This is a genomic window from Arthrobacter sp. SW1, from assembly GCF_001766675.1.
In the GTDB taxonomy this organism is placed as follows: Bacteria; Actinomycetota; Actinomycetes; order Actinomycetales; family Micrococcaceae; genus Arthrobacter.
This window is the reverse complement of sequence record NZ_MJLT01000068.1, coordinates 82,410-106,513: the sequence shown is the minus strand read 5'-3', so window position 1 is coordinate 106,513 and position 24,104 is coordinate 82,410. Positions and strand designations below refer to the sequence as shown.

The window sequence follows — 24,104 nt, the reverse complement described above, 5'->3', positions numbered from 1 at the left end:
CGTACGCGCAAGCGGCTACGCGGTGGCGGCCAGGGCGTCCTTGATGGTCTGCACTGCGACGTCCAGGTCCGCGCTGTCGGTGGCCCAATTGCTGACCGAGACGCGGAGGATGTCCCGGCCGTGCCAGCGCGAACCGGACATCCACACCCGGCCGTCGGCCATGATGTAGGCGGTCACGGCTTTGGTGCGGGCGTCGCTGCCGAAGGCCAGGGACAGCTGGGTGTAGGCGACGTCGTTGAGGATCTCGACGCCGGGCACGGCGGCGAGCCGGTCGGCCAGTTCCGCGGCACAGGCCGCGCGTCCGGCAACCAGGGCGCGGACGCCGTCGGACCCGAGGGAACGCAAGGCGGCCCAGACCGGAACGCCACGGGCACGGCGGGAGAGCTCCGGGGATTTCTCCATCGGATCGCCTGGCCCGCGAGCATCCTGCGGAAGGTATTCGGCATGCATCCCGATGGCGGGGCGCAGCGCGGCGGCGTCGCGCACCACGACGATGCCGGCGTCGTACGGGGCGTTGAGGGTCTTGTGCGCATCGGTTCCCCAGGAGTCCGCCAAAGCAACGCCGTTCCACAGGTGGCGGAGCTCCGGTACCGCCGCGGCCCACAGGCCGAAGGCGCCGTCCACGTGGACCCACGCGCCGTGGTCCTTGGCGGCCGCGACGGCCTCCGGGAACGGATCGAAGGCACCGCTATGCAGGTTCCCGGCCTGCAGGCACACGATGGCCGGGCCGCTACCGGTCTCCAAGGCGCGGCGGAGGGCATCCGGGTCGATCCTGCCTTGGGCATCGGCAGGCACAATCTCCGGGGCACCCAGCCCGAGGAAGCGCAACGCCATGTCCAGGCTTTCGTGCCGTTCCGCGCCGGCCAGGACCCGCAGCTGCGGAGCGCCGTTGAGCCCCCTGGCGTTCACGTCCCAGCCGGCGGAGTCCAGCTGCCGCCACCGCGCCGCGGCCAAGGCGGTGAAGTTGGCCATGCTCGCGCCCGTGGTGAAGCCGACGTCGGACCCTTCGGGCAAACCGAGCAGTTCGAGCAGCCAGAGGCCGGCCGCTTCCTCGATTCCGGCGGTGGCGGGAGTCGCGAAGCGCAGGCCGGAATTCTGGTCCCAGGCTGAGACCAGCCAGTCGGCTGCCATGGCTGCCGGAAGGGTTCCGCCGATGACCCAACCGAAGAAGCGGCCGGACTGCATCGCCATGAGCCCGGGCTCGGCGTTCCGGGCCAGGAAGTCGAGGAGTTTTTCCGGATCCATGCCTTCAGCGGGGAGCGGACCACCGAAGAGATCCGCGATCTGGTCCGCCGTGAGCGACGGCCTGACGGGCCGTTCCGGCAACGCCTTCAACCAGTCCTTGGCGTGCTCCGCTGCCCGCCCGAGAACCCGCTCGTATTCACCCGAATCGGCCCACATGCGAGCATGCTACGCCTGCGGGCTCCGGGAAAACATGGCTTCCTGTCAGTGGCTCCGCGTAGGGTACCGACCATGGACATCATCCTTGTTCCCGGGTTCTGGTTGGATGCTTCGTCATGGTCGGAGGTGACCCCGCCGCTCACCGAGGCCGGCCACCGGGTCATGCCCCTGACCTTGCCGGGGCTTGAGTCTGTTGATGCGCCGCGCGCCGGTATCGGCCTGCGGGACCACATCGACGCGGTTACCGCCGCCGTGGATGCCGCTGAGGATCCTGTGGTCCTGGTGGGCCACTCAGGCGGTGGCGCGATCATCCACGGCGTGCTGGATGCCCGGCCGGACCGGGTTGCACGCGCCATCTACGTGGACGCCGGGCCGCTGGGCGAGGGCGGCGTCATCAACGATGAACTGCCGGCCCGGGGCGATGAGATCCCGCTGCCTCCGTGGGATCTGTTCGAGGAGGCCGATCTGGTGGACCTGAACGCCGAGCTGCGCGAGATGTTCCGCAACCGCGCCATCCCCCAGCCGAAGGGCGTGGCCTACGACAAGCAGCGCCTGCAGGACGAGCGCCGTTACGGGGTTCCGGCCACGATCATCGCCTGCGAGTTCCCGTCCAGCATGTTGCTTGAGTGGATCGAGGACGGCTCGCCGTTCACCGCCGAGCTCGCCCGCATGAAGAACGTCAGCTACATGGACCTGCCCACCGGGCACTGGCCGCAGTTCACCCGCCCGCGGGAGCTCGGCGAAGCGATCCTAGCAGCGGTCAACGGGACTGAATCCTGACGGCACGGGCGGCCTTCAGGCGAGATCCTGCCAGACGTCGATGCTGAGCTTGATGATCAGCGCGGCAACCACCAGGAGGAAGACCGCGCGGACAAACTTGCTTCCCTTCTTCACCGCGGTGCGGGCGCCCAGGTAGCCGCCTGCCATGTTGGCGGCGCCCAACAGCAGTCCTACACCCCAGAGCAGCGAGCCGTGCGGCAGGAAGAACAGCAGCGCACCGGCATTGGTGGCCATGTTGACGATCTTGGCCTTGGCACTGGCTTCGAGGAAGGCGTAGCCCATCGCCGAGACGAGGGCGATCACCAGGAAGGAGCCCGTACCGGGGCCGATCAGCCCGTCGTAGAAACCGATCACCGCACCGATCAGGCAGGCAACCACGTAGTGCTTGTGGCCGTCGTGCCGGAGGGCGGTGAGCTCGCCGGCGTTCGGCCGGAAGGCGGTGAACAGCGCGACGACGACGAGCGCCACCACAATGATCGGCTTGAAGACCGACGCCGGCAGGTTCGCCGCGAGCAGCGCCCCGCCGAAGCTTCCGGCGAGGGCGATCACCGCCATCGGCACGGCCGTTTTCAGGTCCGGGCCGACCCGCCGGTAGTAGGTGGTGGCGCTCGTGGCGGTGCCGAAGATGGAGCCCATCTTGTTGGTGGCCAACGCCTGGACCGGGGTGATGCCGGGAACCAGGAGGAGGGCGGGGAGCTGGATCAGTCCCCCGCCGCCCACCACGGCGTCAACCCAGCCTGCGGCGAATCCGGCCACCACGATCATCAGGAGCGTGGCGGCCTCGATGGATTCGAAGCCGGAAATCACTTCTGGCGGACGGCGTTGACCACGTAGTCCACGGCCTTTTCGACGGCGACGTCCTCGGCCTCGCCGCTGCGACGGTCCTTGACCTCCACCACGCCGTTCGCCAGGCCCTTGCCGACGGCGAGGATGGTGGGCACGCCTACGAGTTCCGCGTCGCCGAACTTCACGCCGGGGGAAACCTTGGGCCGGTCGTCGTAGATGACGTCCAGGCCGGCTGCTTCGAGCTCGGCGGAGAGCTTCTCTGCAGCTTCGAAGATTTCCTCGCCGCGGCCGACGGCCACCACGTGGACATCGGCCGGTGCCACGGAACGCGGCCAGATCAGGCCGCGGTCGTCGTTGTTGGATTCGGCCAGGGCCGCCACGGCACGGGTCACGCCCACGCCGTAGGAGCCCATGGTCACCACCACCTGCTTGCCGTTCTGGTCCAGGACCTTCAGGTCCAGGGCCTCGGCGTACTTGCGGCCAAGCTGGAAGATGTGGCCCATCTCGATGCCGCGGGCCAGCTCCAGGGGGCCGCTGCCGTCCGGGGCGGGATCGCCTTCGCGCACCTCGGTGCATTCGATGACGCCGTCCCAGCTGAAGTCGCGCCCGGCCACCAGGTCGTAGACGTGCTTGCCGGCTTCGTTGGCTCCGGTGATCCAGGTGGTGCCGCTGACAACGCGGGGATCAACGAGGTACAGGAGCTTGGTGGCGCTCTCGCTGCCCAGGAGGGGTTCGTCCAGCGTGAGGCCGGGGCCGAGGTAGCCCTTGACGATGAGGGGCTGCTTCTTGAGGTCGTCGTCGTTGGCTGCTTCCAGGCCGATCTCGCCGGCGACCGGCAGGAAGGCGCCGATGTTGGCTTCGACGCGCTTGAGGTCCACGGCACGGTCGCCGGGAACGCCGATGACGACGAGCTGGCGTTCACCGGTGGGCAGCGTTACGGCGAGCACGACGTTCTTGAGGGTGTCCGCGGCAGTCCACGCGCCGCCGTCGGCCTCGCTGCGCGGGGCGAGCACGTTCGACGCCGTGACGAGGGTGTCGATGGTGGGCGTGTCCGGGGTGTCCAGGACGCGGGCCGCGGGCGCGTTGCTGAAGTCGATCGGCTCGGGCGCGACCGTGGTGACGGCTTCCACGTTGGCCGCGTAGCCGCCGGCGGAGCGCACGAAGGTGTCCTCGCCGATCTCGGTGGGGTGCAGGAATTCCTCGCTCTTGGAACCGCCCATGGCGCCGGCGGTAGCGGCGACCGGAACAACCTCGAGGCCGAGGCGCTCGAAGATGCGGATGTAGGCGGCGCGGTGCGCGGCGTAGCTGGCGTCCAGGCCGGCGTCGTCCACGTCGAAAGAGTAGGAGTCCTTCATGATGAACTCGCGGCCGCGGAGCAGGCCGGCCCGCGGGCGGGCTTCATCGCGGTACTTGTTCTGGATCTGGTAGATGCTCAGGGGCAGGTCCTTGTACGAGGAGTACAGGTCCTTGACCAGGAGGGTGAACATTTCCTCGTGCGTGGGCGCCAGCAGGTAGTCCGCGTCCTTGCGGTCCTTCAGGCGGAAGATGCCGTCGCCATATTCGGTCCAGCGGTTGGTGGCCTCGTAGGGTTCCTTGGGCAGCAGGGCCGGGAAGTGCACTTCCTGGGCACCGATGGCGGCCATTTCCTCACGGATGATCTGTTCGACCTTGCGCAGCACGCTCAGGCCCAGCGGCAGCCAGGTGTAGATGCCGGGGGCGGCGCGGCGGATGTAGCCCGCACGGACGAGCAGCTTGTGGCTGGCGACCTCGGCGTCGACGGGATCTTCACGCAAGGTGCGCAGGAACAGCTGGGAGAGGCGAACGACCACGGGCAGAATCCGTTTCTGTGGCAAGGGATGGCTAAAACTACTGTGTACTAATCTACCGGCTGCCCGCAGGGGCCATTGACGGCAGACAGACACGCGCCTACCTTGAATTCATCAGGTGATGAATTCATTCGTGGAGGTTGCCATGATTAATCGAACAGCCCGGCACGCAGCGGAGCAGCCCGGCCCCGGACCGGCCGTCCTGGCCAGGGATCTTCACGTCACCCGAGGCCGGACAAAGATCCTGCGCGGCCTGGATTTCACCATCGACGCCGGCCGGATCACCGGCCTGCTCGGCCCCTCCGGCAGCGGAAAGACCACGCTCATGCGCGCCATCGTCGGTGCGCAACGGATCTCCTCGGGAACGGTCACCGTCCTCGGCAAGCCAGCCGGCTCCGCCGCCCTGCGGCACGAGGTCGGGTACGTCACCCAGTCCCCCAGCGTCTATCCCGACCTGAGCGTCGAAGCGAACGTCAGGTATTTCGGGGCGATGCACCGCGCGACGGCGGCCGGCACCGCAGAGGCGATTGCCGCCGTCGGGCTCACGGACTTCGCCCGGCAGCGCACCGCGGACCTGTCCGGCGGGCAGTTCAGCCGGGTGTCGCTGGCATGCGCTTTGGTTGCAAAGCCCAAGCTGCTGGTGCTCGATGAACCCACCGTGGGCCTGGACCCCGTGCTGCGTGCCGAGCTGTGGGAACGCTTCGCGGCGATGGCCGAGTCCGGCACCGCCCTGCTCGTCTCCAGCCATGTAATGGAGGAAGCCTCGCACTGTTCGTCCCTGCTGCTGTTGCGCAACGGCGAGCTGATGGCCGGCCTCACACCGGCGGAACTCGGCGAACGCGGCCACAGCGCAGACCTCGAACAGGCGTTCCTGCACCTGATCCGGGAGGCGGAGGGCCGCCCCGGCCGGAACCACAACGAAAGCCAGGTTGCGTGATGAACCCCCGGATGATGCTGGCGACCAGCCGCCGGGTCCTGGAGCAGCTGCGCCACGACCACCGCAGCATCGCCCTGATCCTGGTGGTCCCGGCCCTGCTGCTGACCGCCGTCTACTACCTGTTCGAAAACGAGACGCTGCCTCCGGGCATGCCCCGCACCTTCGACCGCGTGGGCCTCATGATGCTGGCGATCTTCCCCTTCGTGGTGATGTTCCTGGTCACCTCGATCACCATGCTGCGCGAACGGACCACCGGGACCCTCGAGCGCCTGCTGACGACGCCGATCCACAAGGCGGACCTGCTGTTCGGCTATGCGATCGCGTTCTCGGTCATGGCCGCCTTGCAGTCGCTGGTCGCGACGGCAGTGGCGTATTGGGTGTTCAACCTCGACATCAAAGGCAGCCCGGGCTACGTGGTGATGATCGCCGTGATCAACGCGGTGCTGGGGGTGGCGCTGGGCCTGCTGTGCTCTGCGTTTGCCAGGACCGAGTTCCAGGCCGTGCAGTTCATGCCCGTGGTGGTGGTTCCGCAGATCCTGCTGTGCGGCCTGTTCGTGCCGCGGGAGCAGATGAATGAGGTGCTGGAGAACATTTCCAACGTGCTGCCGCTGACGTTCTCGGTGGATGCGCTCAAGGAAATCGCCACGAACGAGGAAGCCACCCGCTTGATGTGGGACGACGCGACGACCATTGGCATCATTGTGCTTGTGGTTCTTGTCCTGGCATCCCTGACCCTGCGGCGTCAGACCCGATGAGCGGCCAGCTTCCGGTACCTGCCGATGCTCCCGCAGGCCGCCGCGGCCGGCGCGGCGGAGCAAACGATTCCCGTGCGGCCATCCTGGCGGCGGCGCGCAGGCTGTTCGCCGAGCATGGCTTCGACGGCACCAGCCTGCGGCAGGTGGCCCGCGAGGCCGGAGTGGACCCTGCCCTGGTCCATCATTACTTCAAAGGCAAAGACGAACTTTTCGCCTTCAGCGTGGACCTGCCGGCGGATCCGGTCCAGGTCCTTTCCGGCGTCAGCTCCCCCGACCCCGCGCGGCGTGCCGAGGAAATCGTGCTGGCCGTGCTGCGTCTGTGGGAAAGCCCGGCACAACACAGCCTGGTGGCGTTCCTGCGCGGCACCATCGGGTCCAAGGCCAAGACGGCCCTGTTGCGCGAGCTGGTCTCCCGGACCATCCTGCAAAGAATCATGGACGGCTTGCCCGGAAGCCCCGCGGAACGTGCCCTGCGCGGCAACCTCGTGGCCACACAGGTGGTGGGGCTCATGCTGGTCCGCTACGTGATCCGTTTGGAGCCCTTGGCCTCGGCGGCCCCGGACGAGGTGGTCAAGATGATCGCCCCGAACATCCGGCGCTACCTCGCGGAGCCGTTGGAAGAGGATTCTTCCAAGGAACCGTGAGGGGCCGGACGCCCGGGGCGTGGTTCGGGCCGGGGGCTACTTGATGAGTGCTGCCACGGAGTCGAGGGTGGCCACGGCCTTCTTGGCGTCAGCCTCGGCGCTGCCGGTGCTGACGTACACACTGGACACGGCCACGCCGCCCTTCACTGCGGCAACGATGACCTGAGTGCTTTCCGCGCCGGATGCCTTGGTGGTCGACTTGATGGCGACAGCGCCGGGCGTTTCCGAGGAGATCTCAATCGGTTCGAAGCCCGCTTCGACCTTCTGGCCGGCGACCTCGATCGTCACGGCCTTGCACTTCTCGGCCTGCTCCTTCATCTTGTCGACGTCGCCGGTGAGGGCGTCTTCGCTCAGGCCGGAGACGAGGCTGACCGTTTCGAGGGGCACTCCGGTGGCGTCGGGCGCCGAGGTGGCAGCGGCAGCGGTGGCGCCGGACAGGGCCTGGAGCCCGCCCGTCACGTTCGAGGAAGCGCATTCGGCAGGGGTGACCTTGGTGCTGGCCGCCATCGACTTGGTCAGTTCGAGGCCCTTCTTCAGTTCCGCCGCAGGCATGACGGTGAGGGCCTTGCCCTCGGAGTCCTTTGCCTGTTCAAGGAGGGCCGTCAGCTCGGCTTCGCTGTATTTCTTGAATGCTGCGGCGTTCTGCCCGGAGGGCTGCTGGGCCGGAGCGGAACAAGCGGTAACAGAGAGTGCGGCGGCTGCGGACAAGGCAAGGACAATGCGACGTGCGTTCTTCATAGGTTCCCCCGGTGAGGTTACGGTTCAGGAAGGAGCAGGCGCTCCCGCGGTCCAGACTATTCCAATCGTTGGACGTTCTGTTCCGCGGGCGACGGGCAGAACTCCCCATTGCCAGGCGGCGGCTACGGTCCCGTCACGGGCCGTCCCGGCAGACCAGCCACCGGGCGGCCCTGGCGGTGAACGCTACTTGATTCCCGCCGCCACGGTGTCCAAGGTGGCAGCCGCCTTCTTGAGCTCTTCGGCAGCATCGCCGGTGCTGACGTAAAGGCTCGACAAGGCTACTCCGCCCTTGACCGCCGCCACGAGGAGCTGGGTGCTTTCGCCGGCCCCGCTCTTGGTGACGGTCTTGAGGGCGATGGCACCCGGAACAGCCGATGCGACGTCAAGCTTCTCCACGGAAGCTTCCACCTTCTGGCCCATGACCTCGACAGTCACGTTCTTGCACTTCTCGGCCTGGGTGGCGTTCTTTTCGAGATCGGCGTTGAGTTGTTCCTCACTCAGGCCGGATACCAGGCTGATGGTCTGGGCCGGGACACCCTGCTTGTTGGCCGGGGAGGTCGCGGCCGCGTAGCTTGCCCCCGTGAGGGCCTGGAGACCGCCGGAGAAGCTCGCGCTGGCACTGGCGCATTCCGCCGGAGTCACCTTGGTGGAGGAGGCCATGGACTTTGCAGCGTCGACGCCCTTCTTCAGCTGGGCGGCGGGCATCACCGTGAAAGGCTTGCCGTCCGCGTCCTTGGCGGCCTTGAGCAGGGCGGTAAGTTCGGCCTCGGTGCGCTTCTTGAAGGCGGCGCTCTCCTGGAGCGGGAGCTGGACCGGCTGGGCCTGCGCTTCGGGGGACGCCGACGGGGCGGGTGCGGAGCAGGCCGTGACGGACAGGACGGCGGCAGCAGAAACTGCCAGGACAATGCGACGTGCGTTCTTCATGGACTCCCCGATGAGGTTGCGGTTCTGCTGGGTATGCGAGTGTCCCCCGCGGGACAGGGTAAACCACGCCGCACAAAGCGCCTTGTAAAGTCGGGGATGATCCGTAACGAGTCCGTCAGTAAAGCTCTGTCAGTAAAGCACCGTGGCAAAAGTTCCGAGCTGCTCGAAGCCCACGCGCTCATAGCTGGCCCGGGCACGCAGGTTGTAGTGGTTGACGTACAGGCTGGTGACCGGGGCGAACCTCCGGGCAAGGATCACGACGGCGGCCATGTAGCCGGCGCTCAGGCCCCGCCCGCGGATTTCGGGATTGAGCCAGACGCCCTGCACCTGGCTCACCTCGGGAGTCACCGCCCCGAGTTCGGCTTTGAAGAGCACCTTGCCGTGGTCGATATGCACCAGGGAGTGGCCCTGCCGGATCAGCCCGGCCACGCGCCGGCTGTAGAAGTCCTCGCCGCCGAGGAACGGCGAATAGCCCACTTCCTCTTCGAACATGGCGGCACAGGCGGGCAGGATCAGTTCGAAGTCCGCCATGTCCCCGAAGCCAAGGTCCGGGTTCGCCGGCACCACGGGATCGCCGGTGATGGCCATCAACGGTTGCTCGGCCCGGACCTCATGCGCCAGGTGGCCGTGCGGTTCCAGTGCTGCATGCAGCGCCAGGACCGTCTCCGCCGGGCCGAAAATCGAGGCGTAGCGCCGCCCGGCCCGGTGTATCGCCTCGGCGACATACGGGGCGAGGCCGGGATCGAGCTGGACCGGCACGAGGTTCGCCCCGGCCCAGCAGGCACCCAGGAGGGTGCCGCCGTCGAACGCTCCGAAAATCCGGGCGCCCGCGGCCGTCGGCGAGGCACTCCCGTGGGACCCGAGCTGGGACAGAATGAACACATTCGCCACGGGGTCTTCCAACGCGAGCGCACGCAGCTGCGCCGTGTCGGCGCCCTCAAGCAGCCGGACGGAAATTCCGTCCGGCGCAGTCCCGTTACGAGACGCTAACCACGGGGCTACCCTTGACAGCATCTTCGCCATCGGCCTCCCCCATCTCTTCAGCGATACGCATGGCCTCTTCGATCAGTGTCTCAACAATTTGGCTCTCGGGCACGGTCTTGATGACTTCGCCCTTCACAAAGATCTGGCCCTTGCCGTTGCCGGAGGCGACGCCGAGGTCGGCTTCGCGGGCCTCGCCCGGGCCGTTCACCACGCAACCCATGACGGCCACGCGCAGCGGAACCTCCATGCCTTCCAGGCCGGCAGTGACCTGTTCGGCGAGCGTGTACACGTCCACCTGGGCGCGGCCGCAGGACGGGCAGGACACAATCTCGAGCTTGCGGGGGCGCAGGTTCAGCGACTGCAGGATCTGGTTGCCGACCTTGATTTCCTCCACCGGCGGGGCCGACAGGGACACGCGGATGGTGTCGCCGATGCCCTTGGACAGGAGGGCACCGAAGGCCGTGGCCGACTTGATGGTGCCCTGGAAGGCGGGGCCGGCTTCGGTGACGCCAAGGTGCAGCGGCCAGTCGCCCTGTTCGGCGAGCATCTCGTAGGCCGCAACCATGACCACGGGGTCGTTGTGCTTGACCGAGATCTTGAAGTCGCGGAAGCCGTGTTCCTCGAACAGGGAAGCTTCCCAGACGGCGGACTCCACCAGGGCTTCCGGGGTGGCCTTGCCGTACTTCTTCAGGATGCCCGGCTCCAGGGAGCCCGCGTTCACGCCGATGCGGATGGACGTGCCGTGGTCCTTGGCGGCCTGGGCGATTTCCTTGACCTGGTCGTCGAACTTGCGGATGTTGCCCGGGTTCACGCGCACCGCGGCGCAGCCGGCTTCGATCGCCGCGAAGACGTACTTCGGCTGGAAGTGGATGTCCGCGATGACCGGGATCTGGGACTTCCTCGCAATGATGGGCAGCGCTTCAGCGTCATCAGCGGAGGGGCAGGCGACACGGACGATGTCGCAGCCGGAGGCCGTGAGTTCGGCGATCTGCTGCAGCGTGGCGTTGATGTCCGTGGTGGGGGTGGTGGTCATCGACTGCACGCTGATGGGCGAATCGGAGCCGACGCCCACGGGCCCCACCTTGATCTGGCGCGTCTTGCGGCGCGGCGCAAGAACGGGTGGCGGGGCGGACGGCATTCCCAGGCTGACCGAGGTCACGTGGACTCCTTGGGGTGAAGAGGGTGGAACGGGAGGGTGGTTCGTTAGGAGGCGTGGGCGGCGAGGACGCCGATCACGGGGTTCCAGGCGCTGGTGCGGATGCTGGCCAGGCCTTGGGCAACGGCGAAGGGATCCTGCTTCAGGATGGAGTTCAGTTCGCTTTCATCGGCCGCGCTGAAAAGCAGCAGGGCGCCGGATCCGTCGGCGTAGGGGCCGGAGGCCAGGAGGGTTCCCTGCCCCGCAAGCTCCGCGAGCCAGGCGCGGTGCGCCGGGCGGTGCTCGTCGCGCACCGGTGCGGATTCGGCGTCGTACACGTACTCAACAGCGAAAACAGTCATACCGATACCCTATCGCCAAGACCCGGTCGGACAGATTCCGTTCAACCGAACAGATTCACGGGCTTGACGATGTCCGCGTAGATCAGCAGCGCGCCCATCGCCATCAGCAGGGCCGCCACCACGTAGGTCAGCGGGAGCAGCTTGGCGATGTCGAAGGCGCCCGGATCCGGCTTGCCGAACAGCTTGGCGATCCGCCGCCGCACGCCTTCGTAGAGGGCCCCGGCGATATGTCCGCCGTCCAGCGGCAGCAGCGGGATCAGGTTGAAGACCGCCAGCGCGAAGTTCAGCCCGGCGAGCAGGCCCACCAGGGTGGCGATGCGGGACTGCGCGGGGACCTCTTCCATGGCCGCGACCTCGCCGGCCACGCGGCCGACGCCCACCACGCTGATGGGACCGTTGGGATCGCGCGGCTCGGAGCTGAAGGCGGCCTGCGCGACGCCGGCCACCCGGGCCGGGAGGTTGAGGATGACGCCGGTGATCTGCTTGATGTTCTCCCCCGCCATGGGCAGGACGCTCGACGCCGGCTGGGGCACCAGGGCAGTCTGCGAGACGATGCCGAGGAAACCGACCTCCTGGTACAGGGGCTTGCCGTCGGCACCCTTGGCGGGCTGGCCGTCGTCGCCGATCACCGGGCGGGCAGACAGCACCGGGGTGATTTGGGAGGTGATGTCCCTGCCGTCGCGGCGGACGGTGATGTCCGCGGTCCGGCCCGCGGAGGCCCGGATCCGGGCGGTCAGTTCGGGCCAGGTTCCGGCGGGCTTGCCGTCGAAGCTGACGATCTGGTCGCCCGGCTTCAGGCCCGCGAGCGCGGCAGGCGTCGGGGTGCAGGCGGCGGAATCGGGATCGACGGTTTCGCCTTCCTTGACCTGGCATTTGGAGACATCGGCGAGCGTCGTGGTGGGGGTGGCAATCCCGAACCCCATGAGCAGCACGGCCGTCAGGGCCAGGCCGATCAGCATGTTCATGGCCGGCCCGCCGAGCATGACGATGATCTTCTTCCACACCGGCAGCTTGTAGAACACCCGGTTTTCGTCGCCCGGGCCGACCTCTTCATGCGCTGCCGAGCGGGCTTCGCTGGCGAGGGTCTGGAACATGCCGGTGCTGGAGGGGCGGACGCTGCCGTCCTCCTTGTTGGGCGGGTACATGCCGATCATGGCCACGTAGCCGCCCAGAGGGAGGGCTTTGAAGCCGTATTCGGTTTCGCCCTTCCGCCTGGACCAGATGGTGGGGCCGAAGCCGATCATGTACTTGGTGACGCGCACCTTGAACAGCTTGGCCGGAAGCAGGTGCCCTACCTCGTGGAGCGCGATGGAGGCCGCCACGCCGATGGCGACGAAGACGACTCCGAGAATGAAGAGAATGACTGGGCTCATGCCTGCTGGTGCTGCTTCCTGCGTTGCGGTTCTTCGTGTTGCGGTTGTCCGTACGGGAACAGCCGCTTAAACGCGGCTGTCGGCTAAACGATCGTGGGTGCGCGTGCGTGCCCACAGTTCAGCATCCAACACGGACTCCAGCGTCAGCTCCGAGGAACCTGGGTGCTCGCTGAGGACGGCCTCCACCGTGTCCACGATGTCCGTGAAGCGGATTCGGCCGGCGTGGAAGGCCTGTACCGCTTCTTCGTTGGCGGCGTTGAACACGGCCGGGAAAGTGCTCCCCTGCTTGGCGGCGTCCTTGGCGAGGTCCACGGCGGGGAACGCCACGGGGTCAAGGGGTTCGAAGGTCCAACTGGTGGCCTTGCTCCAGTCGCAGGCCTTGGCGGCGTGCGGCACGCGGTCCGGCCAGCCGAGGCCCAGGGCGATGGGCAGGCGCATGTCCGGCGGAGAGGCCTGGGCGATGATGGAGCCGTCCACGAACTGCACCATGGAATGCACCACGGACTGCGGGTGCACCACCACGTCGATGCGGTCCAGGGGAACATCGAAAAGCAGGTGCGCCTCGATCACTTCGAGGCCCTTGTTGACCAGGCTGGCGGAGTTGGTGGTGACCATGAGGCCCATGTCCCAGGTGGGGTGTGCCAGCGCCTCCGCCGGGGTGACGTTGTACAGTTCCTCGCGGCTGCGGCCCCGGAAGGGCCCGCCGGAGGCGGTGAGGATAAGCTTCTCCACCTCGGCTGCGGTGCCGGAGCGCAGGCACTGGGCCAGCGCGGAGTGTTCGGAGTCGACAGGAACAATCTGCCCCTCGGCGGCCGCGGCCTTCACCAGCGCGCCGCCGACAATCAGGGATTCCTTGTTCGCCAGCGCCAGGGTGGCGCCGGACTTCAGGGCGGCGAGCGTGGGCGCCAGGCCGATGGAGCCGGTGATGCCGTTCAGCACGACGTCGGCCGGGACCGCCGCGATCTTCGCGGAGGCGTCCGGTCCGCTGAAGATCTCCGGGCGGTAGTTCCGCACACCGGCGGCGGCAGCAGCGGCGTCGATCAGTTCCTGCAGCGCGCGCGGCTCGCCATCGGCGATCCCGACGGCGGCGGCCCGGGTATGGACGGCCTGCTGCGCAAGCAGCGCGAGGTTTCCTCCGCCCGCGCTCAGTGCCACAACTTCGAAAAGGTGCGGGGCGGCGTCGACGACGTCAATCGCCTGGGTGCCGATGGAACCGGTGGAGCCGAGGAGGACGATCTTGCGGGGCTGCATGGATCAAGTATCCCGCACGCGGTTGACCCGTAGGAGCACGGGCGTAGCGTTGGAACCGTGGACTGGCTGTGGCTCCTGGAAGCGCCGGACTATGGGTTCGCCCGGCAGGCCCTGCAGCGCGGCACGGCGGCCTTGTTCTTCATCGCGTTCCTGTCCTCCTTCAATCAGTTCCCGGCGCTGCTCGGCGAGCACGGGCTCCTTCCGGTTCCGCGCTACGTGGAGCGTTCGCGGGGCTTCGGGCGGCCCAGCCTGTTCCGCTGGCGGTATTCGGACCGGCTCCTGCGCCTGGTGTGCCTGGCCGGCATGGCCCTTGCGCTTCCCCTGGTGGCCGGCCTGCCGCAACTGGGGCCGCCGTGGGTGCCGCTGCTGATGTTCCTGGCGCTGTGGCTGCTCTACATGTCGATCGTGAACGTGGGCCAGACCTTCTACGGCTTCGGCTGGGAAATGCTGCTCCTGGAACTCGGCTTCACCGTGGCGTTCCTTGGCTCCGAGCAGCTCCCTCCGCCCACGCCGGTCCTGGTCCTGCTGCTCTGGTTGCTGTTCCGGCTGGAGTTCGGTGCCGGCATGATCAAGATCCGCGGCGGCAGCGAATGGCGGGACCTGACCGCCCTGTACTACCACCACGAAACCCAGCCGATGCCCGGGCCCCTCAGCCGCCAGGCCCACCTGCTCCCGAAACCCCTGCACCGCATGGAAGTGCTGGGCAACCACTTCGCGCAGCTGGTGGTGCCGTTCTTCCTGTTCGCGCCGCAGCCGCTGGCCTCCGTGGCGGCCGGGATCATCATCTTCACCCAGCTCTGGCTGGTGGCCACCGGGAATTTCGCCTGGCTGAACTGGGCAGCGATCGTCCTGGCGTGCGGCGGGTTCAGCGATTCCGTGCTGCGGGCGGTGTTCGGCTTGGCCGCCCCGACTCCGGCGGCCCCCGGCTCCGGCCTGCAGTCCCCGGTGTGGTGGACCGCCGTCGTCCTGGCCGTGACGGTGCTGCTGCTGGTGCTCAGCTACCGGCCGTTGCGCAACCTGCTCTCCAGCGGGCAGCTGATGAACGCCAGCTTCAACCGCTGGCAGCTGGTCAACACCTACGGGGCGTTCGGCACGGTCACGAAGCACCGGGTGGAAGTGGTAGTGGAAGGGACGCCGGACGCGGACCCGGATAGCGACGCCGAATGGCGCGAGTACGGCTTCAAGGGCAAGCCCGGTGATCCCCGCCGCCTGCCCCGGCAATGGGCTCCGTACCATCTGCGGCTGGATTGGCTCATGTGGTTCCTGCCGTTGCGCACCATCCACGAGCCGTGGTTCTACGCCTTCCTGCACAAGCTGCTCGACGCCGATCCCGCCACCCTGCGCCTGTTGAGTTCGGACCCGTTCGACGGCGCCCGGCCGCGTTGGGTGCGTGCCCGCACCTTCCTGTACCGTTTCGCGAGCCGGGCGGAGTTCCGGGAGAGCGGCGAGCGCTGGGTGCGGATGGAACTGTACGAGGCCATTCCCCCGTTGTCCCGCCCGCATTCCCGCAACTAGGGAAGCGCGAACGTACACTTGGCGCCCCAAAATCCGCGATTTAAGGGCCTCAACTGTACGTTCGCGCGGTGGGTTAGTGGTTTTCGCCGGCGCGGCGCAGGGTGGCTTCGGCGTGACGGAGGATGGGTCCGTCCACCATCTTGCCCTTGAACCGGAACACCCCGGTGCCCGCGGCGGCTGCGGCGCCAAGCAGTTCACGGGCCTCGGTGAGCGCCTCCTCCGTGGGAGCGTAGGCGCCGCGGACGGCGGCCACTTGGTTCGGGTGGATGCAGGCCTTGGCACCAAAGCCGCTGGCCACGGCGTCGGAGGATTCCGCGGCGAGTCCGTCGAGGTCCGGGATGTCCACGTAGACGGCGTCGATGGCTTCCTTGCCGTGGGCCTTTGCGGCGAGCAGCACCGTGGAACGCGAGTGAACCGCCACGGCCCGGTAGCCGCCGTCGGCCTTCCGGCTGGAGGTGCCGCCCATGGAGGCGATAAGGTCCTCGGCGCCCCACATCAAGGCGACCACGTTGGGTTCGGCGGCGATGGCTGCGGCGTTCAGGATTCCCTTGGCGGTTTCACAGAGCGCGATGACCCGGTAGTCCGCCAGTTCACGCACTTGCTCAGCGGATTCGGCCTTGGCCAGCATGACCGTGCGGTACGGGGTATGCGCCAGGCAATGCAGGTCCTTGGCGAAGTCCTCGCTGCCGGCCGGATTGACGCGCACAATGGTACGGCTGGGGTCCAGTTCCGCAGCCTGCCCTTCGGCCGCCACAAGTGCCAGGATCGCGCCGCGCGCCCTCTGCTTGGCGTCCGGCGCCACGGCGTCTTCGAGATCCAGGATGACGGCGTCGCTGCGTTCAGCGGCCTTCCCGAAGCGTTCGGGACGGTCCGCCGGGCAGAACAGCAGCGCCGGGCCCATGGTGAAAGTTTCAGCTGCTGGCATGGGTTTCGTGAGCCTCCTTGGTCCACATCAGGCAGGTGCGCGTGGCCAGGGCCACCACCACCCCGTCCTGGTTCCGGCCGGTGTGGCGCATGGTCACCACGCCCTTGCCCGGGCGTGAGCTGGAGAGCCGCTTTTCGGTGACCACGGTTTCGGTGTACAGGGTATCGCCGTGGAAGAGCGGGTGCGGAAAGGAGACGTCGCCCAGGCCCAGCTGCGCCACGATGGTGCCCTGCGTCAGCTGCGGCACGGACTGCCCCACCACGGTGGCCAGGGTGAACATCGAGTTCACCAACCGTTGCCCGAAGGGCTGGGTGGCACTCCATGCAGCGTCCAAATGGAGCGCCTGGGTGTTCATGGTCAGCGTGGTGAAGAGGACGTTGTCCGTCTCCGTGACCGTGCGGCCGGGGCGGTGCGCGTACACCACGCCTTCCTGGATTTCCTCGAAGTACAGCCCGCGCTGCAGGATCACCGGCAGGTCCTCCCCCGCTCTCTGGGAATCCGTCAAACCGTCAGCTCCTGGTCCTCTTCGAATACCTGTGCCCCGGTGGCCGCGGCGACGTCCTCCACGGTGACGTTCGGTGCCAGCTCACGCAGCACCAGCCCGGCCTCCGTGACGTCCAGGACGGCGAGGTCCGTGATGATCCGGTTGACGCAACCCTTGCCGGTGAGCGGCAGGGAGCACCGCTCCACGATCTTCGGGTTGCCGTTGCGGTCCACGTGCTCCATCATCACGATCACCTTCTTGGCGCCGAACACCAGGTCCATGGCGCCGCCCATGCCCTTGACCATCTTGCCGGGGATCATCCAGTTGGCAAGGTCGCCGTTCTGCGCCACCTCCATGGCCCCGAGCACGGCCACATCCACGTGCCCGCCGCGGATCATCCCGAACGACTGGGCGGAGTCGAAGAACGCGGCACCCTTGTTGACCGTGACGGTTTCCTTGCCGGCGTTGATGAGGTCCGGGTCCACGGCATCCTCGGCCGGGTATGGGCCCACGCCCAGGATGCCGTTCTCCGAGTGCAGCACCACTTCCACGCCGTCCGGAATGTAGTTGGGGATCAGCGTGGGCATGCCGATGCCGAGGTTGACGTACTGGCCGTTGCTCAGTTCCCTGGCCACGCGCGCGGCGAGTTCGTTGCGGGTCCAGCCTTTGGTGCCCGCGTCCGGTTCGGAGTGCCCGACGGCGGCCTCCCGGTAGCCGTGGCGGACCGCTTCCGGACGCGGAGGTGCTTCAGCCGGAATGCCTTCCATGGTCATGCTCCTGCTCCTGCCTGGCTCGGGGTGGTGGATGCTGCGAGGGACACGGTGCGTTTCTCGATCCGTTTCTCGCCCTCCGGGGCGAGGACCACGCGTTGGACGAAGATGCCGGGGACATGGATATGCTCCGGGTCCAGTTCGCCGGGTTCGACGAGTTCTTCGACTTCGGCGATGGTGATCCGCCCGGCCATGGCGCACAGCGGGTTGAAGTTCATGGCCGTGGCGTGGAAGACGAGGTTGCCGTGGCGGTCGCCCTTCCAGGCGTGGACAAGCCCGAAGTCCGGAGTCAGCGACTCCTCCAGCACGTAGTCGGCCCCGTTGAAGCTGCGCACCTCCTTGGGAGAGGATGCGAGCGCGACGTTCCCGTCGGCGTCGTACTTTTGCGGAAGGCCGCCTTCGGAGACCTGGGTCCCGACGCCGGCCGCCGTGTAGAACGCGGGGATTCCGGCACCGCCGGCGCGCAATTTCTCAGCCAGGGTGCCCTGCGGGGTGAGCACCACTTCGAGTTCGCCGGAGAGGTATTGGCGGGCGAATTCCTTGTTTTCCCCAACGTAGGAGCTGATGGTGCGGCGGATGCGGCCGTCCTTGAGCAGGATGCCCAGGCCCCAGTCGTCCACGCCGCAGTTGTTGCTGACCGTTTCCAGCTCCTTGGTGCCCTGTTGATGGAGGGCATCGATCAAGGCCACGGGAATGCCGCAGAGGCCGAAGCCGCCCACGGCCAGCGAGGCACCGTCCGGAATGTCCTTCACCGCGTCCGCGGCGCTGGCAACAACTTTGTCGATCATCGGTGATCCTTCCTTCGAGGGGGAAAGCAGCCCTAGAGACCCAGCTCGCGGGCGATGAGCATCAACTGGACCTCGGTGGTGCCTTCCCCGACTTCCAGGATCTTGGAGTCGCGGTAGTGGCGGGCCACCGTGAATTCGTTGATGAAGCCATAGCCGCCGAACACCTGCGTGGCGTCCCTGGCGTTGTCCATGGCCGCCTCGCCTGCGACCATCTTAGCGATGGCCGCTTCGGTCTTGAACGGCTTCCCGGCGAGCATCCGGGCGGCGGCGTCGTAGTACGCGAGGCGGGCCGTGTGGGCCCTGGCCTGCATGCGCGCGATCTTGAACTGGATGGCCTGGTACTTGCCGATGTTGTTGCCGAAAGCGCTGCGTTCCTTGGCGTATTTCACGGACAGGTCCACGCAACCCTGTGCCGCGCCGGTGCCGAGCGCGGCGATGGCGATGCGGCCTTCGTCCAGGATCGACAGGAAGTTGGCGTAGCCGCGTCCGCGTTCACCCAGCAGGTTCTCCTCCGGCACACGCACGTCTGCCAAAGTCAGCGGATGCGTGTCCGAGGCGTTCCAGCCCACCTTGTTGTAGGCCTTCTCCGCCGTGAAGCCCGGAGTGGAGGTGGGCACCAGGATGGTGGAGATCTCCTTGCGGGGGCTGCCGTCCTTGCCGGTCTGTTCTCCGGTGACCGCGGTGACCGTGACCAGGCGGCTGATGTCGGTTCCGGAGTTGGTGATGAACTCCTTGGTGCCGTTGACCACCCACTGGCCGTCTTCCAGGCGGGCGTGGGTCTTGGTGCCGCTCGCATCCGAGCCCGCCTCCGGCTCGGTCAGGCCGAAGCCGGCGAGCGCCTGGCCCGAGGCGAGCTGCGGCAGCCACTCCTCCTTCTGGGCCTGCGTTCCGAAGCGGTAGACCGGCATGGCGCCCAGGGACACCCCGGCCTCCAGGGTGATGGCCACGGACTGGTCCACGCGGCCCAGCTGTTCCAGCGCGAGTGACAGGGCGAAGTAGTCCCCGCCCATGCCGCCGAATTCTTCGGGGAAGGGCAGGCCGAAGAGACCCATCTCCCCCATCTGCCGCACCACCTCATACGGGAAGCTGTGTTCTTCGTCGTGCTTGGTGGAGACCGGGGCCACCACTTCGTCGGCGAATTCCCTGACGGAATCGCTGAGGTCCTGGTATTCGTCGCTGAGATCAAAGCCGGCCATGGCGGGGTTCCTCGCCTTTCAGGGTGGGATCGGAGCCGGGGATCTCCCGGCCTTCCTGGGGTGTGGTTTCTGCGGCGGGATTATCCGCCGGGTGGATGGTGGCCAGGACCTGGTTCGCTTTCACCAGGTCTCCGGTGCCGGCCGTGAGGTGTACGGTGCCGGCCAGTGCCGCCGTGAGTTGGTGCTCCATCTTCATCGCCTCGACCGAGAGCAGCAGCCGGCCCGCTTCGACGGACTCGCCGTCCCGAACAGCCACGGACACCACAGTGCCGGGCATCGGCGAACGCACCTCGGGATCTGCGGCGCCTTCCTCGCGTTGGATCCCGGCCAGGACCCGCTGCAGCCGGGCCTCGCGGTCCAGGACCTCCAGCCGGCAGGACCAGCCGCCCTCGCCCAGCCAGAGTCCGCGCGCACCGCCGGCCGCGGTTTCGAAGACCGCGCTATAGCGGTGCGCCGCGCTGTTGATCCCGACGGCGTCCTGTGGGTGCAGCTCGACGGTCACCAGACGCTCGCCGGCAGGGCCGCCGTCGGGCTGTACCGCACCTGGAACCGCTCCGGGAACCGCCAGGTGGACCCGGCGCGGGGCCGGGGCGCCGAGCCGCCAGCCGTCGCCGGCGTGCCAGGGCGGGGCGGCGTCCACCGGATGGCCTGACGCCGGGCGCCCGCCTGCGGAGTCCAGCGCCAGTCGCGCGGCCTCACGAAGTTCCGGGTCGCCGGGCTGCCGGAACTGCATGGCGGGCAGCTTGCGCCCGATCAGTCCGGTATCGAGCCGGCCGGCGCGGACGTCGTCATCGTTGATCAGCAGGCGCAGGTACTCAACGTTCGTGTGCAGGCCCAGCAGCGTGTAGTTCCCCAGGGCACGGTCGAGGGCATCCAGCGCTGCGTTACGGTCCGGGCCCCAGGTGATGACCTTGGACAGCATCGGATCGTAGTCGCCGGTCACCTCGAGCCCGGGCAGCAGGGCGGAGTCGACGCGCAGCTTCGTGCCGGCGGCCGGGCGGCCGCCTTCTTCGTCCGGGAGCTGCCCTTCGTCCAGCAGCAACACCGTGCCCGCGGACGGCAGGAAGTTCCGGGCGGGGTCCTCCGCGTAGACCCGGGCTTCCACGGCATGCCCGTCCAGCGCAATGCCCGACTGCTCCAGGGTGAGCTCCTCACCGGCGGCGATCCGTACCTGCCATTCGACGAGGTCGATCCCCGTGACCATCTCCGTCACCGGGTGCTCCACCTGCAGGCGGGTGTTCATTTCCATGAAGTAGAACTGCCCGGGGTCCTCGTCCGAGACGAGGAATTCCACGGTTCCGGCGCCGCTGTAGTTGACCGAGCGGGCTGCCTGGCAGGCGGCCTCGCCGATCCGCGCACGGATGCCGGCGCCGTCGGGCACCGATTCGAGCAGCGGCGACGGCGCTTCTTCGATCACTTTCTGGTGGCGGCGCTGCAGCGAGCATTCGCGCTCGCCGAGGTGGACCACCCTGCCGTGCTTGTCGGCCAGGATCTGCACCTCGATATGCCGCGGCGTACGGACGAGGCGTTCGAGGAAGAGCGTGTCGTCGCCGAAAGCGGCGGCCGCCACCCGGCGCGCCGTGGCGAGCGCGGCGGGCATGTCGGCAGCGCTTTCCACCACATGCATGCCCTTGCCGCCGCCACCCGCCGAAGGCTTGATGAGCAACGGGAAGCCGACGGTGTCCGCCGCGGCGAGCAAGGCGGTGTCATCCATGCCGGCTTCGGCGACCCCGGGAACGCAGGGCACGCCGTAGCCCATCACGTGGTTCTTGGAGCGGATCTTGTCCCCCATCAGCTCGATCGCCTCCACGGGCGGGCCGATGAACGCGATGCCATGGGCATCAAGCGCCTTGGCGAACTCCGCGTTCTCGGCGAGGAAACCGTAACCGGGGTGCACGGCCTGGGCACCGCTCTGCAGGCAGGCGTCGATGATGGCGTCGATGTTCAGGTAGCTGTCCGCGGCGCTCGCCGTGCCGATCCGGACGGCAGTGTCCGCTTCCCGCACGTGGCGGGCTCCGGCGTCGGCATCCGAATACACGGCGACCGAACGGATCCCCATGGATTTCAGCGTGCGGATGACGCGGCAGGCGATTTCGCCGCGATTGGCCACCAGGACGGTGTCAAAGAGTTCAGGCATGGGGGCTCACATCCTGAAGATGCCGAAGGAGGTGTCCGGCAGGGTCTGGCGGGACACGACGTCGAGGGCGAGGCCCAGGACGCGGCGGGTGTCCGCGGGGTCGATGATGCCGTCGTCCCAGAGCCGGGCCGTGGAGTAATACGGGCTGCCTTGGTCTTCGTACTGCTGCCGGATGGGCGCCTTGAAGGCTTCTTCCTCTTCCGCGGACCATTCCTGGCCGGCGGCCTCAAGTTGTTCGCGCTTCACGGTGGCCAGCACGGAAGACGCCTGGTTGCCGCCCATCACGGAGATCCGGGCAGCCGGCCACATCCATAGGAAGCGGGGGCCGTAGGCGCGTCCGCACATGGAGTAGTTGCCTGCCCCGAAGGAGCCGCCGATCACCACGGTCAGCTTGGGCACCCGCGCGGTGGCGACGGCGGTGACCATCTTGGCGCCGTTCTTGGCGATCCCGCCGTGTTCGTAATCCTTGCCCACCATGAAGCCGGAAAGGTTCTGCAGGAAGACCAGCGGGATGCCTCGTTGATCGCACAATTCGATGAAATGGGCGCCCTTGAGCGCGGATTCGCTGAAGAGCACGCCGTTATTCGCCACGATGCCCACGGGGTGGCCGTGCAGGCGGGCAAATCCGGTGACGAGCGTGGTGCCGTACTCCCGCTTGAACTCGTGGAAGCGGGAACCGTCCACCAGGCGGGCGATGACTTCCCGGACGTCATAGGACTCGTTCACGTCCACGGGGACCACGCCGTAGAGGGTGGAAGGACCGACGTCGGGCTCCACCGCGGTGCTGACATCCCAGGCCGGTTCCTGCGGCCGGGGCAGGGTGGCCACGATGTCCCGAACGATCTGCAGGGCGTGCTCGTCGTTTTCGGCCAGGTGGTCGCTGACGCCCGAGATTTTCGCGTGGACCTCGCCGCCGCCCAGCTCTTCCGCCGTGACGATCTCACCGATGGCGGCCTTCACCAGCGGCGGGCCGCCCAGGAAGATGGTGCCCTGGTTCCGGACAATCACGGTTTCGTCGCTCATGGCCGGCACGTAGGCGCCGCCGGCGGTACAGGAACCCATGACGGCGGCGATCTGCGGGATCTTCGCCGCGGACATCCGCGCCTGGTTGAAAAAGATCCGGCCGAAGTGTTCCTTGTCCGGGAAGACCTCGTCCTGCCGGGGCAGGAAGGCGCCGCCGGAGTCCACCAGGTAGATGCAGGGAATGCGGTTTTCAAGCGCGATTTCCTGGGCCCGCAGGTGCTTCTTGACCGTCATCGGGTAGTAGGTGCCGCCCTTGACCGTGGCGTCGTTGGAGATCACCAGCACCTGGCGGCCGTGTACCAGGCCGATGCCGGCGATCACGCCCGCGCCCGGCGAATCATCGTTGTACATGCCGTTTGCCGCGAGCGGTGCGATTTCCAGGAAGGGGCTGCCGTCGTCGAGCAGCTGCTCGATGCGTTCGCGCGGCAGCAGCTTTCCGCGGGCCACGTGGCGCTGGCGCGATTTTTCGGGTCCGCCGAGCGCCGCCGCTGCGAGGCGTTCCCGGAGCTCCTCCACCAGGGCCTGCTGAGCCTTGGCATTGGACTCGAACGCTGCGCTGCGGGGATCTGCCCGGCTGGCGAGTGTCTCCATCGACATGCTTCCCATCCCGGCCGGATTCCCGGCCAACGGCGGTTTCAGTTAATGACAAGTAACTGAAATTTAGCTTAGTCTCTATTAACTGTGATGTCCACCACGCCGGGCGGGCACGCCGCGCGAGGAGGAGCCATGATCGCACCCCAGGAGGAGCCGCCGGAGGGCGCGCCGATGTCCCCCGCACCCACGCAACGCAGCCAGGCGAAGGAGACCCGCCGGAAGGCGCTGCTTTCGGCAGCGGCGGCCCTGTTCGCCGCCAACGGTTTCAGCAGGGTGTCGCTCGAGGACCTGGGCGCCGCGGCTGGCGTGAGCGGCCCTGCGGTGTACCGGCATTTCCCCGGAAAGCAGGCGGTGCTCGCCGAGCTGCTGCTGAGCGTCAGCCGCGGACTGCTCGACGGCGGCCGCGCCGTCGCCGCCGGACCCGAGGATCCCGCGGAGGTGCTGCGGGGGCTGGTGGAGTTCCATGTGGAGTTCGCCTTGGGCAACCCGGACGTCATCCGGGTACAGGACCGGGACCTGGACAGCCTCTCCGACTCCGACCGGGCTGAGGTCCGCGCGCTACAGCGGGCCTATGTCGAGTTGTGGGTTGGCGTACTGGAACAGCTCCATCCAGGCACGGACACCCAGGAACTCCGCTTGCGGGCCCACGCAGTGTTCGGACTGATCAACTCCACGCCGCACTCCTTGCGCAGCCATGGACGCAGAATCGCCGCCAAGGCCGCCCGCCCCCTCCTGGAGCAGATGGCCTTGGCGGCGCTGACAGTGGACTGAAGTCC

General features: G+C 67.7%; 23 protein-coding genes. 6 read left to right on the top strand and 17 right to left on the bottom strand.

Translation table 11 applies throughout. The features are described from left to right. Positions 1 to 15: 15 nt before the first annotated feature. Positions 16 to 1,401, bottom strand: coding sequence for an aminotransferase class V-fold PLP-dependent enzyme (locus BIU82_RS18320; RefSeq protein ID WP_070350890.1), 1,386 nt, complete (start codon positions 1,399 to 1,401; stop codon positions 16 to 18). A gap of 72 nt (positions 1,402 to 1,473) precedes the next feature. On the opposite strand from BIU82_RS18320, the gene BIU82_RS18315 reads away from it, so the two are divergent. Next, positions 1,474 to 2,181: an alpha/beta hydrolase gene (locus tag BIU82_RS18315; RefSeq protein WP_070350889.1), complete on the top strand. Its 708-nt coding sequence runs from the start codon at positions 1,474 to 1,476 to the stop codon at positions 2,179 to 2,181. Between the two features lie 15 nt (positions 2,182 to 2,196). Here BIU82_RS18315 and BIU82_RS18310 read toward each other — a convergent pair whose 3' ends face one another. Further along, entirely contained in the window at positions 2,197 to 2,988 is a 792-nt protein-coding gene (locus BIU82_RS18310; protein ID WP_070350888.1) for a TSUP family transporter, read from the bottom strand. Continuing rightward, a complete protein-coding gene (locus tag BIU82_RS18305; RefSeq protein ID WP_070350887.1) occupies positions 2,985 to 4,796 on the bottom strand; it encodes a proline--tRNA ligase in 1,812 nt (603 codons plus the stop codon). The genes BIU82_RS18310 and BIU82_RS18305 overlap by 4 nt, the downstream gene beginning before the upstream one ends. Positions 4,797 to 4,938: 142 nt before the next feature. Between BIU82_RS18305 and BIU82_RS18300 the strand changes: the two genes are divergently transcribed. Genes BIU82_RS18300 through BIU82_RS18290 form a run of 3 tightly spaced genes read left to right on the top strand, consistent with a single transcriptional unit; the run spans position 4,939 to position 7,129 of the window. After that, complete coding sequence (locus BIU82_RS18300; RefSeq protein ID WP_070350952.1) at positions 4,939 to 5,730, top strand: ABC transporter ATP-binding protein; 792 nt, start codon at positions 4,939 to 4,941, stop codon at positions 5,728 to 5,730. Positions 5,731 to 5,741: 11 nt separating this feature from the next. Continuing rightward, on the top strand, positions 5,742 to 6,485 hold the full coding sequence (locus BIU82_RS18295; protein ID WP_083292419.1) for an ABC transporter permease: 744 nt from the start codon (positions 5,742 to 5,744) through the stop codon (positions 6,483 to 6,485). After that, on the top strand, positions 6,482 to 7,129 hold the full coding sequence (locus BIU82_RS18290) for a TetR family transcriptional regulator (RefSeq protein ID WP_070350885.1): 648 nt from the start codon (positions 6,482 to 6,484) through the stop codon (positions 7,127 to 7,129). Before BIU82_RS18295 ends, BIU82_RS18290 begins: the two co-directional genes overlap by 4 nt. Before the next feature lie 36 nt (positions 7,130 to 7,165). Here the strand turns inward: BIU82_RS18290 and BIU82_RS18285 are convergent, their stop codons facing one another. The 7 genes from BIU82_RS18285 to dxr all read right to left on the bottom strand — a co-directional run bounded on the left by BIU82_RS18285 (position 7,166) and on the right by dxr (position 13,896). Further along, positions 7,166 to 7,867, bottom strand: a complete 702-nt coding sequence (locus tag BIU82_RS18285; RefSeq protein WP_070350884.1) for a hypothetical protein — start codon at positions 7,865 to 7,867, stop codon at positions 7,166 to 7,168. A 183-nt stretch (positions 7,868 to 8,050) separates the two neighbouring features. After that, positions 8,051 to 8,791, bottom strand: coding sequence for a hypothetical protein (locus tag BIU82_RS18280; protein ID WP_070350883.1), 741 nt, complete (start codon positions 8,789 to 8,791; stop codon positions 8,051 to 8,053). Between the two features lie 129 nt (positions 8,792 to 8,920). Further along, the gene (locus tag BIU82_RS18275) at positions 8,921 to 9,805 is read right to left on the bottom strand and encodes a GNAT family N-acetyltransferase (RefSeq protein WP_070350951.1); all 885 of its coding nucleotides are present in this window, start codon (positions 9,803 to 9,805) and stop codon (positions 8,921 to 8,923) included. Next, entirely contained in the window at positions 9,768 to 10,934 is a 1,167-nt protein-coding gene (gene ispG, locus BIU82_RS18270; protein ID WP_070350882.1) for a flavodoxin-dependent (E)-4-hydroxy-3-methylbut-2-enyl-diphosphate synthase, read from the bottom strand. The genes BIU82_RS18275 and ispG overlap by 38 nt, the downstream gene beginning before the upstream one ends. 44 nt (positions 10,935 to 10,978) lie before the next feature. Continuing rightward, a complete protein-coding gene (locus BIU82_RS18265) occupies positions 10,979 to 11,272 on the bottom strand; it encodes a YciI family protein (protein ID WP_070350881.1) in 294 nt (97 codons plus the stop codon). Between the two features lie 41 nt (positions 11,273 to 11,313). Then, complete coding sequence (locus tag BIU82_RS18260) at positions 11,314 to 12,645, bottom strand: site-2 protease family protein (RefSeq protein ID WP_070350880.1); 1,332 nt, start codon at positions 12,643 to 12,645, stop codon at positions 11,314 to 11,316. A 66-nt stretch (positions 12,646 to 12,711) separates the two neighbouring features. Beyond that, on the bottom strand, positions 12,712 to 13,896 hold the full coding sequence (gene dxr / locus BIU82_RS18255; protein ID WP_070350879.1) for a 1-deoxy-D-xylulose-5-phosphate reductoisomerase: 1,185 nt from the start codon (positions 13,894 to 13,896) through the stop codon (positions 12,712 to 12,714). 57 nt (positions 13,897 to 13,953) lie between these two features. Here dxr and BIU82_RS18250 point away from each other — a divergent pair, with 57 nt between their 5' ends. Beyond that, positions 13,954 to 15,411 carry a lipase maturation factor family protein gene (locus tag BIU82_RS18250; protein WP_070350878.1) on the top strand — a complete coding sequence of 486 codons (1,458 nt, stop codon included), beginning with the start codon at positions 13,954 to 13,956 and terminating at the stop codon, positions 15,409 to 15,411. A gap of 73 nt (positions 15,412 to 15,484) precedes the next feature. Here the strand turns inward: BIU82_RS18250 and BIU82_RS18245 are convergent, their stop codons facing one another. Genes BIU82_RS18245 through BIU82_RS18215 form a run of 7 tightly spaced genes read right to left on the bottom strand, consistent with a single transcriptional unit; the run spans position 15,485 to position 23,325 of the window. Continuing rightward, positions 15,485 to 16,336 (bottom strand): CoA ester lyase, encoded by an 852-nt coding sequence (locus BIU82_RS18245; RefSeq protein ID WP_070350877.1) that lies wholly within the window; start codon positions 16,334 to 16,336, stop codon positions 15,485 to 15,487. Beyond that, a complete protein-coding gene (locus BIU82_RS18240) occupies positions 16,323 to 16,841 on the bottom strand; it encodes a MaoC family dehydratase (protein ID WP_171906583.1) in 519 nt (172 codons plus the stop codon). Before BIU82_RS18240 ends, BIU82_RS18245 begins: the two co-directional genes overlap by 14 nt. Further along, the gene (locus BIU82_RS18235) at positions 16,838 to 17,593 is read right to left on the bottom strand and encodes a CoA transferase subunit B (protein ID WP_070350876.1); all 756 of its coding nucleotides are present in this window, start codon (positions 17,591 to 17,593) and stop codon (positions 16,838 to 16,840) included. Before BIU82_RS18235 ends, BIU82_RS18240 begins: the two co-directional genes overlap by 4 nt. Beyond that, the gene (locus BIU82_RS18230) at positions 17,590 to 18,378 is read right to left on the bottom strand and encodes a CoA transferase subunit A (RefSeq protein WP_070350875.1); all 789 of its coding nucleotides are present in this window, start codon (positions 18,376 to 18,378) and stop codon (positions 17,590 to 17,592) included. Before BIU82_RS18230 ends, BIU82_RS18235 begins: the two co-directional genes overlap by 4 nt. A 32-nt stretch (positions 18,379 to 18,410) precedes the next feature. Beyond that, complete coding sequence (locus BIU82_RS18225) at positions 18,411 to 19,574, bottom strand: acyl-CoA dehydrogenase family protein (RefSeq protein ID WP_070350874.1); 1,164 nt, start codon at positions 19,572 to 19,574, stop codon at positions 18,411 to 18,413. Next, positions 19,561 to 21,711 carry a biotin carboxylase N-terminal domain-containing protein gene (locus BIU82_RS18220; protein WP_070350873.1) on the bottom strand — a complete coding sequence of 717 codons (2,151 nt, stop codon included), beginning with the start codon at positions 21,709 to 21,711 and terminating at the stop codon, positions 19,561 to 19,563. The genes BIU82_RS18225 and BIU82_RS18220 overlap by 14 nt, the downstream gene beginning before the upstream one ends. A 6-nt stretch (positions 21,712 to 21,717) precedes the next feature. Further along, positions 21,718 to 23,325: a carboxyl transferase domain-containing protein gene (locus tag BIU82_RS18215; protein ID WP_070350949.1), complete on the bottom strand. Its 1,608-nt coding sequence runs from the start codon at positions 23,323 to 23,325 to the stop codon at positions 21,718 to 21,720. Positions 23,326 to 23,460: 135 nt separating this feature from the next. On the opposite strand from BIU82_RS18215, the gene BIU82_RS18210 reads away from it, so the two are divergent. After that, positions 23,461 to 24,099 (top strand): TetR/AcrR family transcriptional regulator, encoded by a 639-nt coding sequence (locus BIU82_RS18210; protein WP_070350872.1) that lies wholly within the window; start codon positions 23,461 to 23,463, stop codon positions 24,097 to 24,099. The last annotated feature ends 5 nt before the right edge of the window (positions 24,100 to 24,104 follow it).

Bases quoted from the DNA above. Each gene is read 5' to 3' on its own strand.
- BIU82_RS18225 (WP_070350874.1), bottom strand. From the start codon at position 19,574: ATGGCCGGCTTTGATCTCAGCGACGAATACCAGGACCTCAGCGATTCC.
- BIU82_RS18230 (WP_070350875.1), bottom strand. From the start codon at position 18,378: ATGATCGACAAAGTTGTTGCCAGCGCCGCGGACGCGGTGAAGGACATT.
- BIU82_RS18320 (WP_070350890.1), bottom strand. From the start codon at position 1,401: ATGTGGGCCGATTCGGGTGAATACGAGCGGGTTCTCGGGCGGGCAGCG.
- BIU82_RS18275 (WP_070350951.1), bottom strand. From the start codon at position 9,805: ATGCTGTCAAGGGTAGCCCCGTGGTTAGCGTCTCGTAACGGGACTGCG.
- BIU82_RS18285 (WP_070350884.1), bottom strand. From the start codon at position 7,867: ATGAAGAACGCACGTCGCATTGTCCTTGCCTTGTCCGCAGCCGCCGCA.
- dxr (WP_070350879.1), bottom strand. From the start codon at position 13,896: ATGCAGCCCCGCAAGATCGTCCTCCTCGGCTCCACCGGTTCCATCGGC.
- BIU82_RS18315 (WP_070350889.1), top strand. From the start codon at position 1,474: ATGGACATCATCCTTGTTCCCGGGTTCTGGTTGGATGCTTCGTCATGG.
- BIU82_RS18260 (WP_070350880.1), bottom strand. From the start codon at position 12,645: ATGAGCCCAGTCATTCTCTTCATTCTCGGAGTCGTCTTCGTCGCCATC.
- BIU82_RS18245 (WP_070350877.1), bottom strand. From the start codon at position 16,336: ATGCCAGCAGCTGAAACTTTCACCATGGGCCCGGCGCTGCTGTTCTGC.
- BIU82_RS18265 (WP_070350881.1), bottom strand. From the start codon at position 11,272: ATGACTGTTTTCGCTGTTGAGTACGTGTACGACGCCGAATCCGCACCG.
- BIU82_RS18280 (WP_070350883.1), bottom strand. From the start codon at position 8,791: ATGAAGAACGCACGTCGCATTGTCCTGGCAGTTTCTGCTGCCGCCGTC.
- BIU82_RS18220 (WP_070350873.1), bottom strand. From the start codon at position 21,711: ATGCCTGAACTCTTTGACACCGTCCTGGTGGCCAATCGCGGCGAAATC.
- BIU82_RS18235 (WP_070350876.1), bottom strand. From the start codon at position 17,593: ATGACCATGGAAGGCATTCCGGCTGAAGCACCTCCGCGTCCGGAAGCG.
- BIU82_RS18215 (WP_070350949.1), bottom strand. From the start codon at position 23,325: ATGGAGACACTCGCCAGCCGGGCAGATCCCCGCAGCGCAGCGTTCGAG.
- BIU82_RS18300 (WP_070350952.1), top strand. From the start codon at position 4,939: ATGATTAATCGAACAGCCCGGCACGCAGCGGAGCAGCCCGGCCCCGGA.
- BIU82_RS18290 (WP_070350885.1), top strand. From the start codon at position 6,482: ATGAGCGGCCAGCTTCCGGTACCTGCCGATGCTCCCGCAGGCCGCCGC.
- BIU82_RS18295 (WP_083292419.1), top strand. From the start codon at position 5,742: ATGATGCTGGCGACCAGCCGCCGGGTCCTGGAGCAGCTGCGCCACGAC.
- BIU82_RS18210 (WP_070350872.1), top strand. From the start codon at position 23,461: ATGATCGCACCCCAGGAGGAGCCGCCGGAGGGCGCGCCGATGTCCCCC.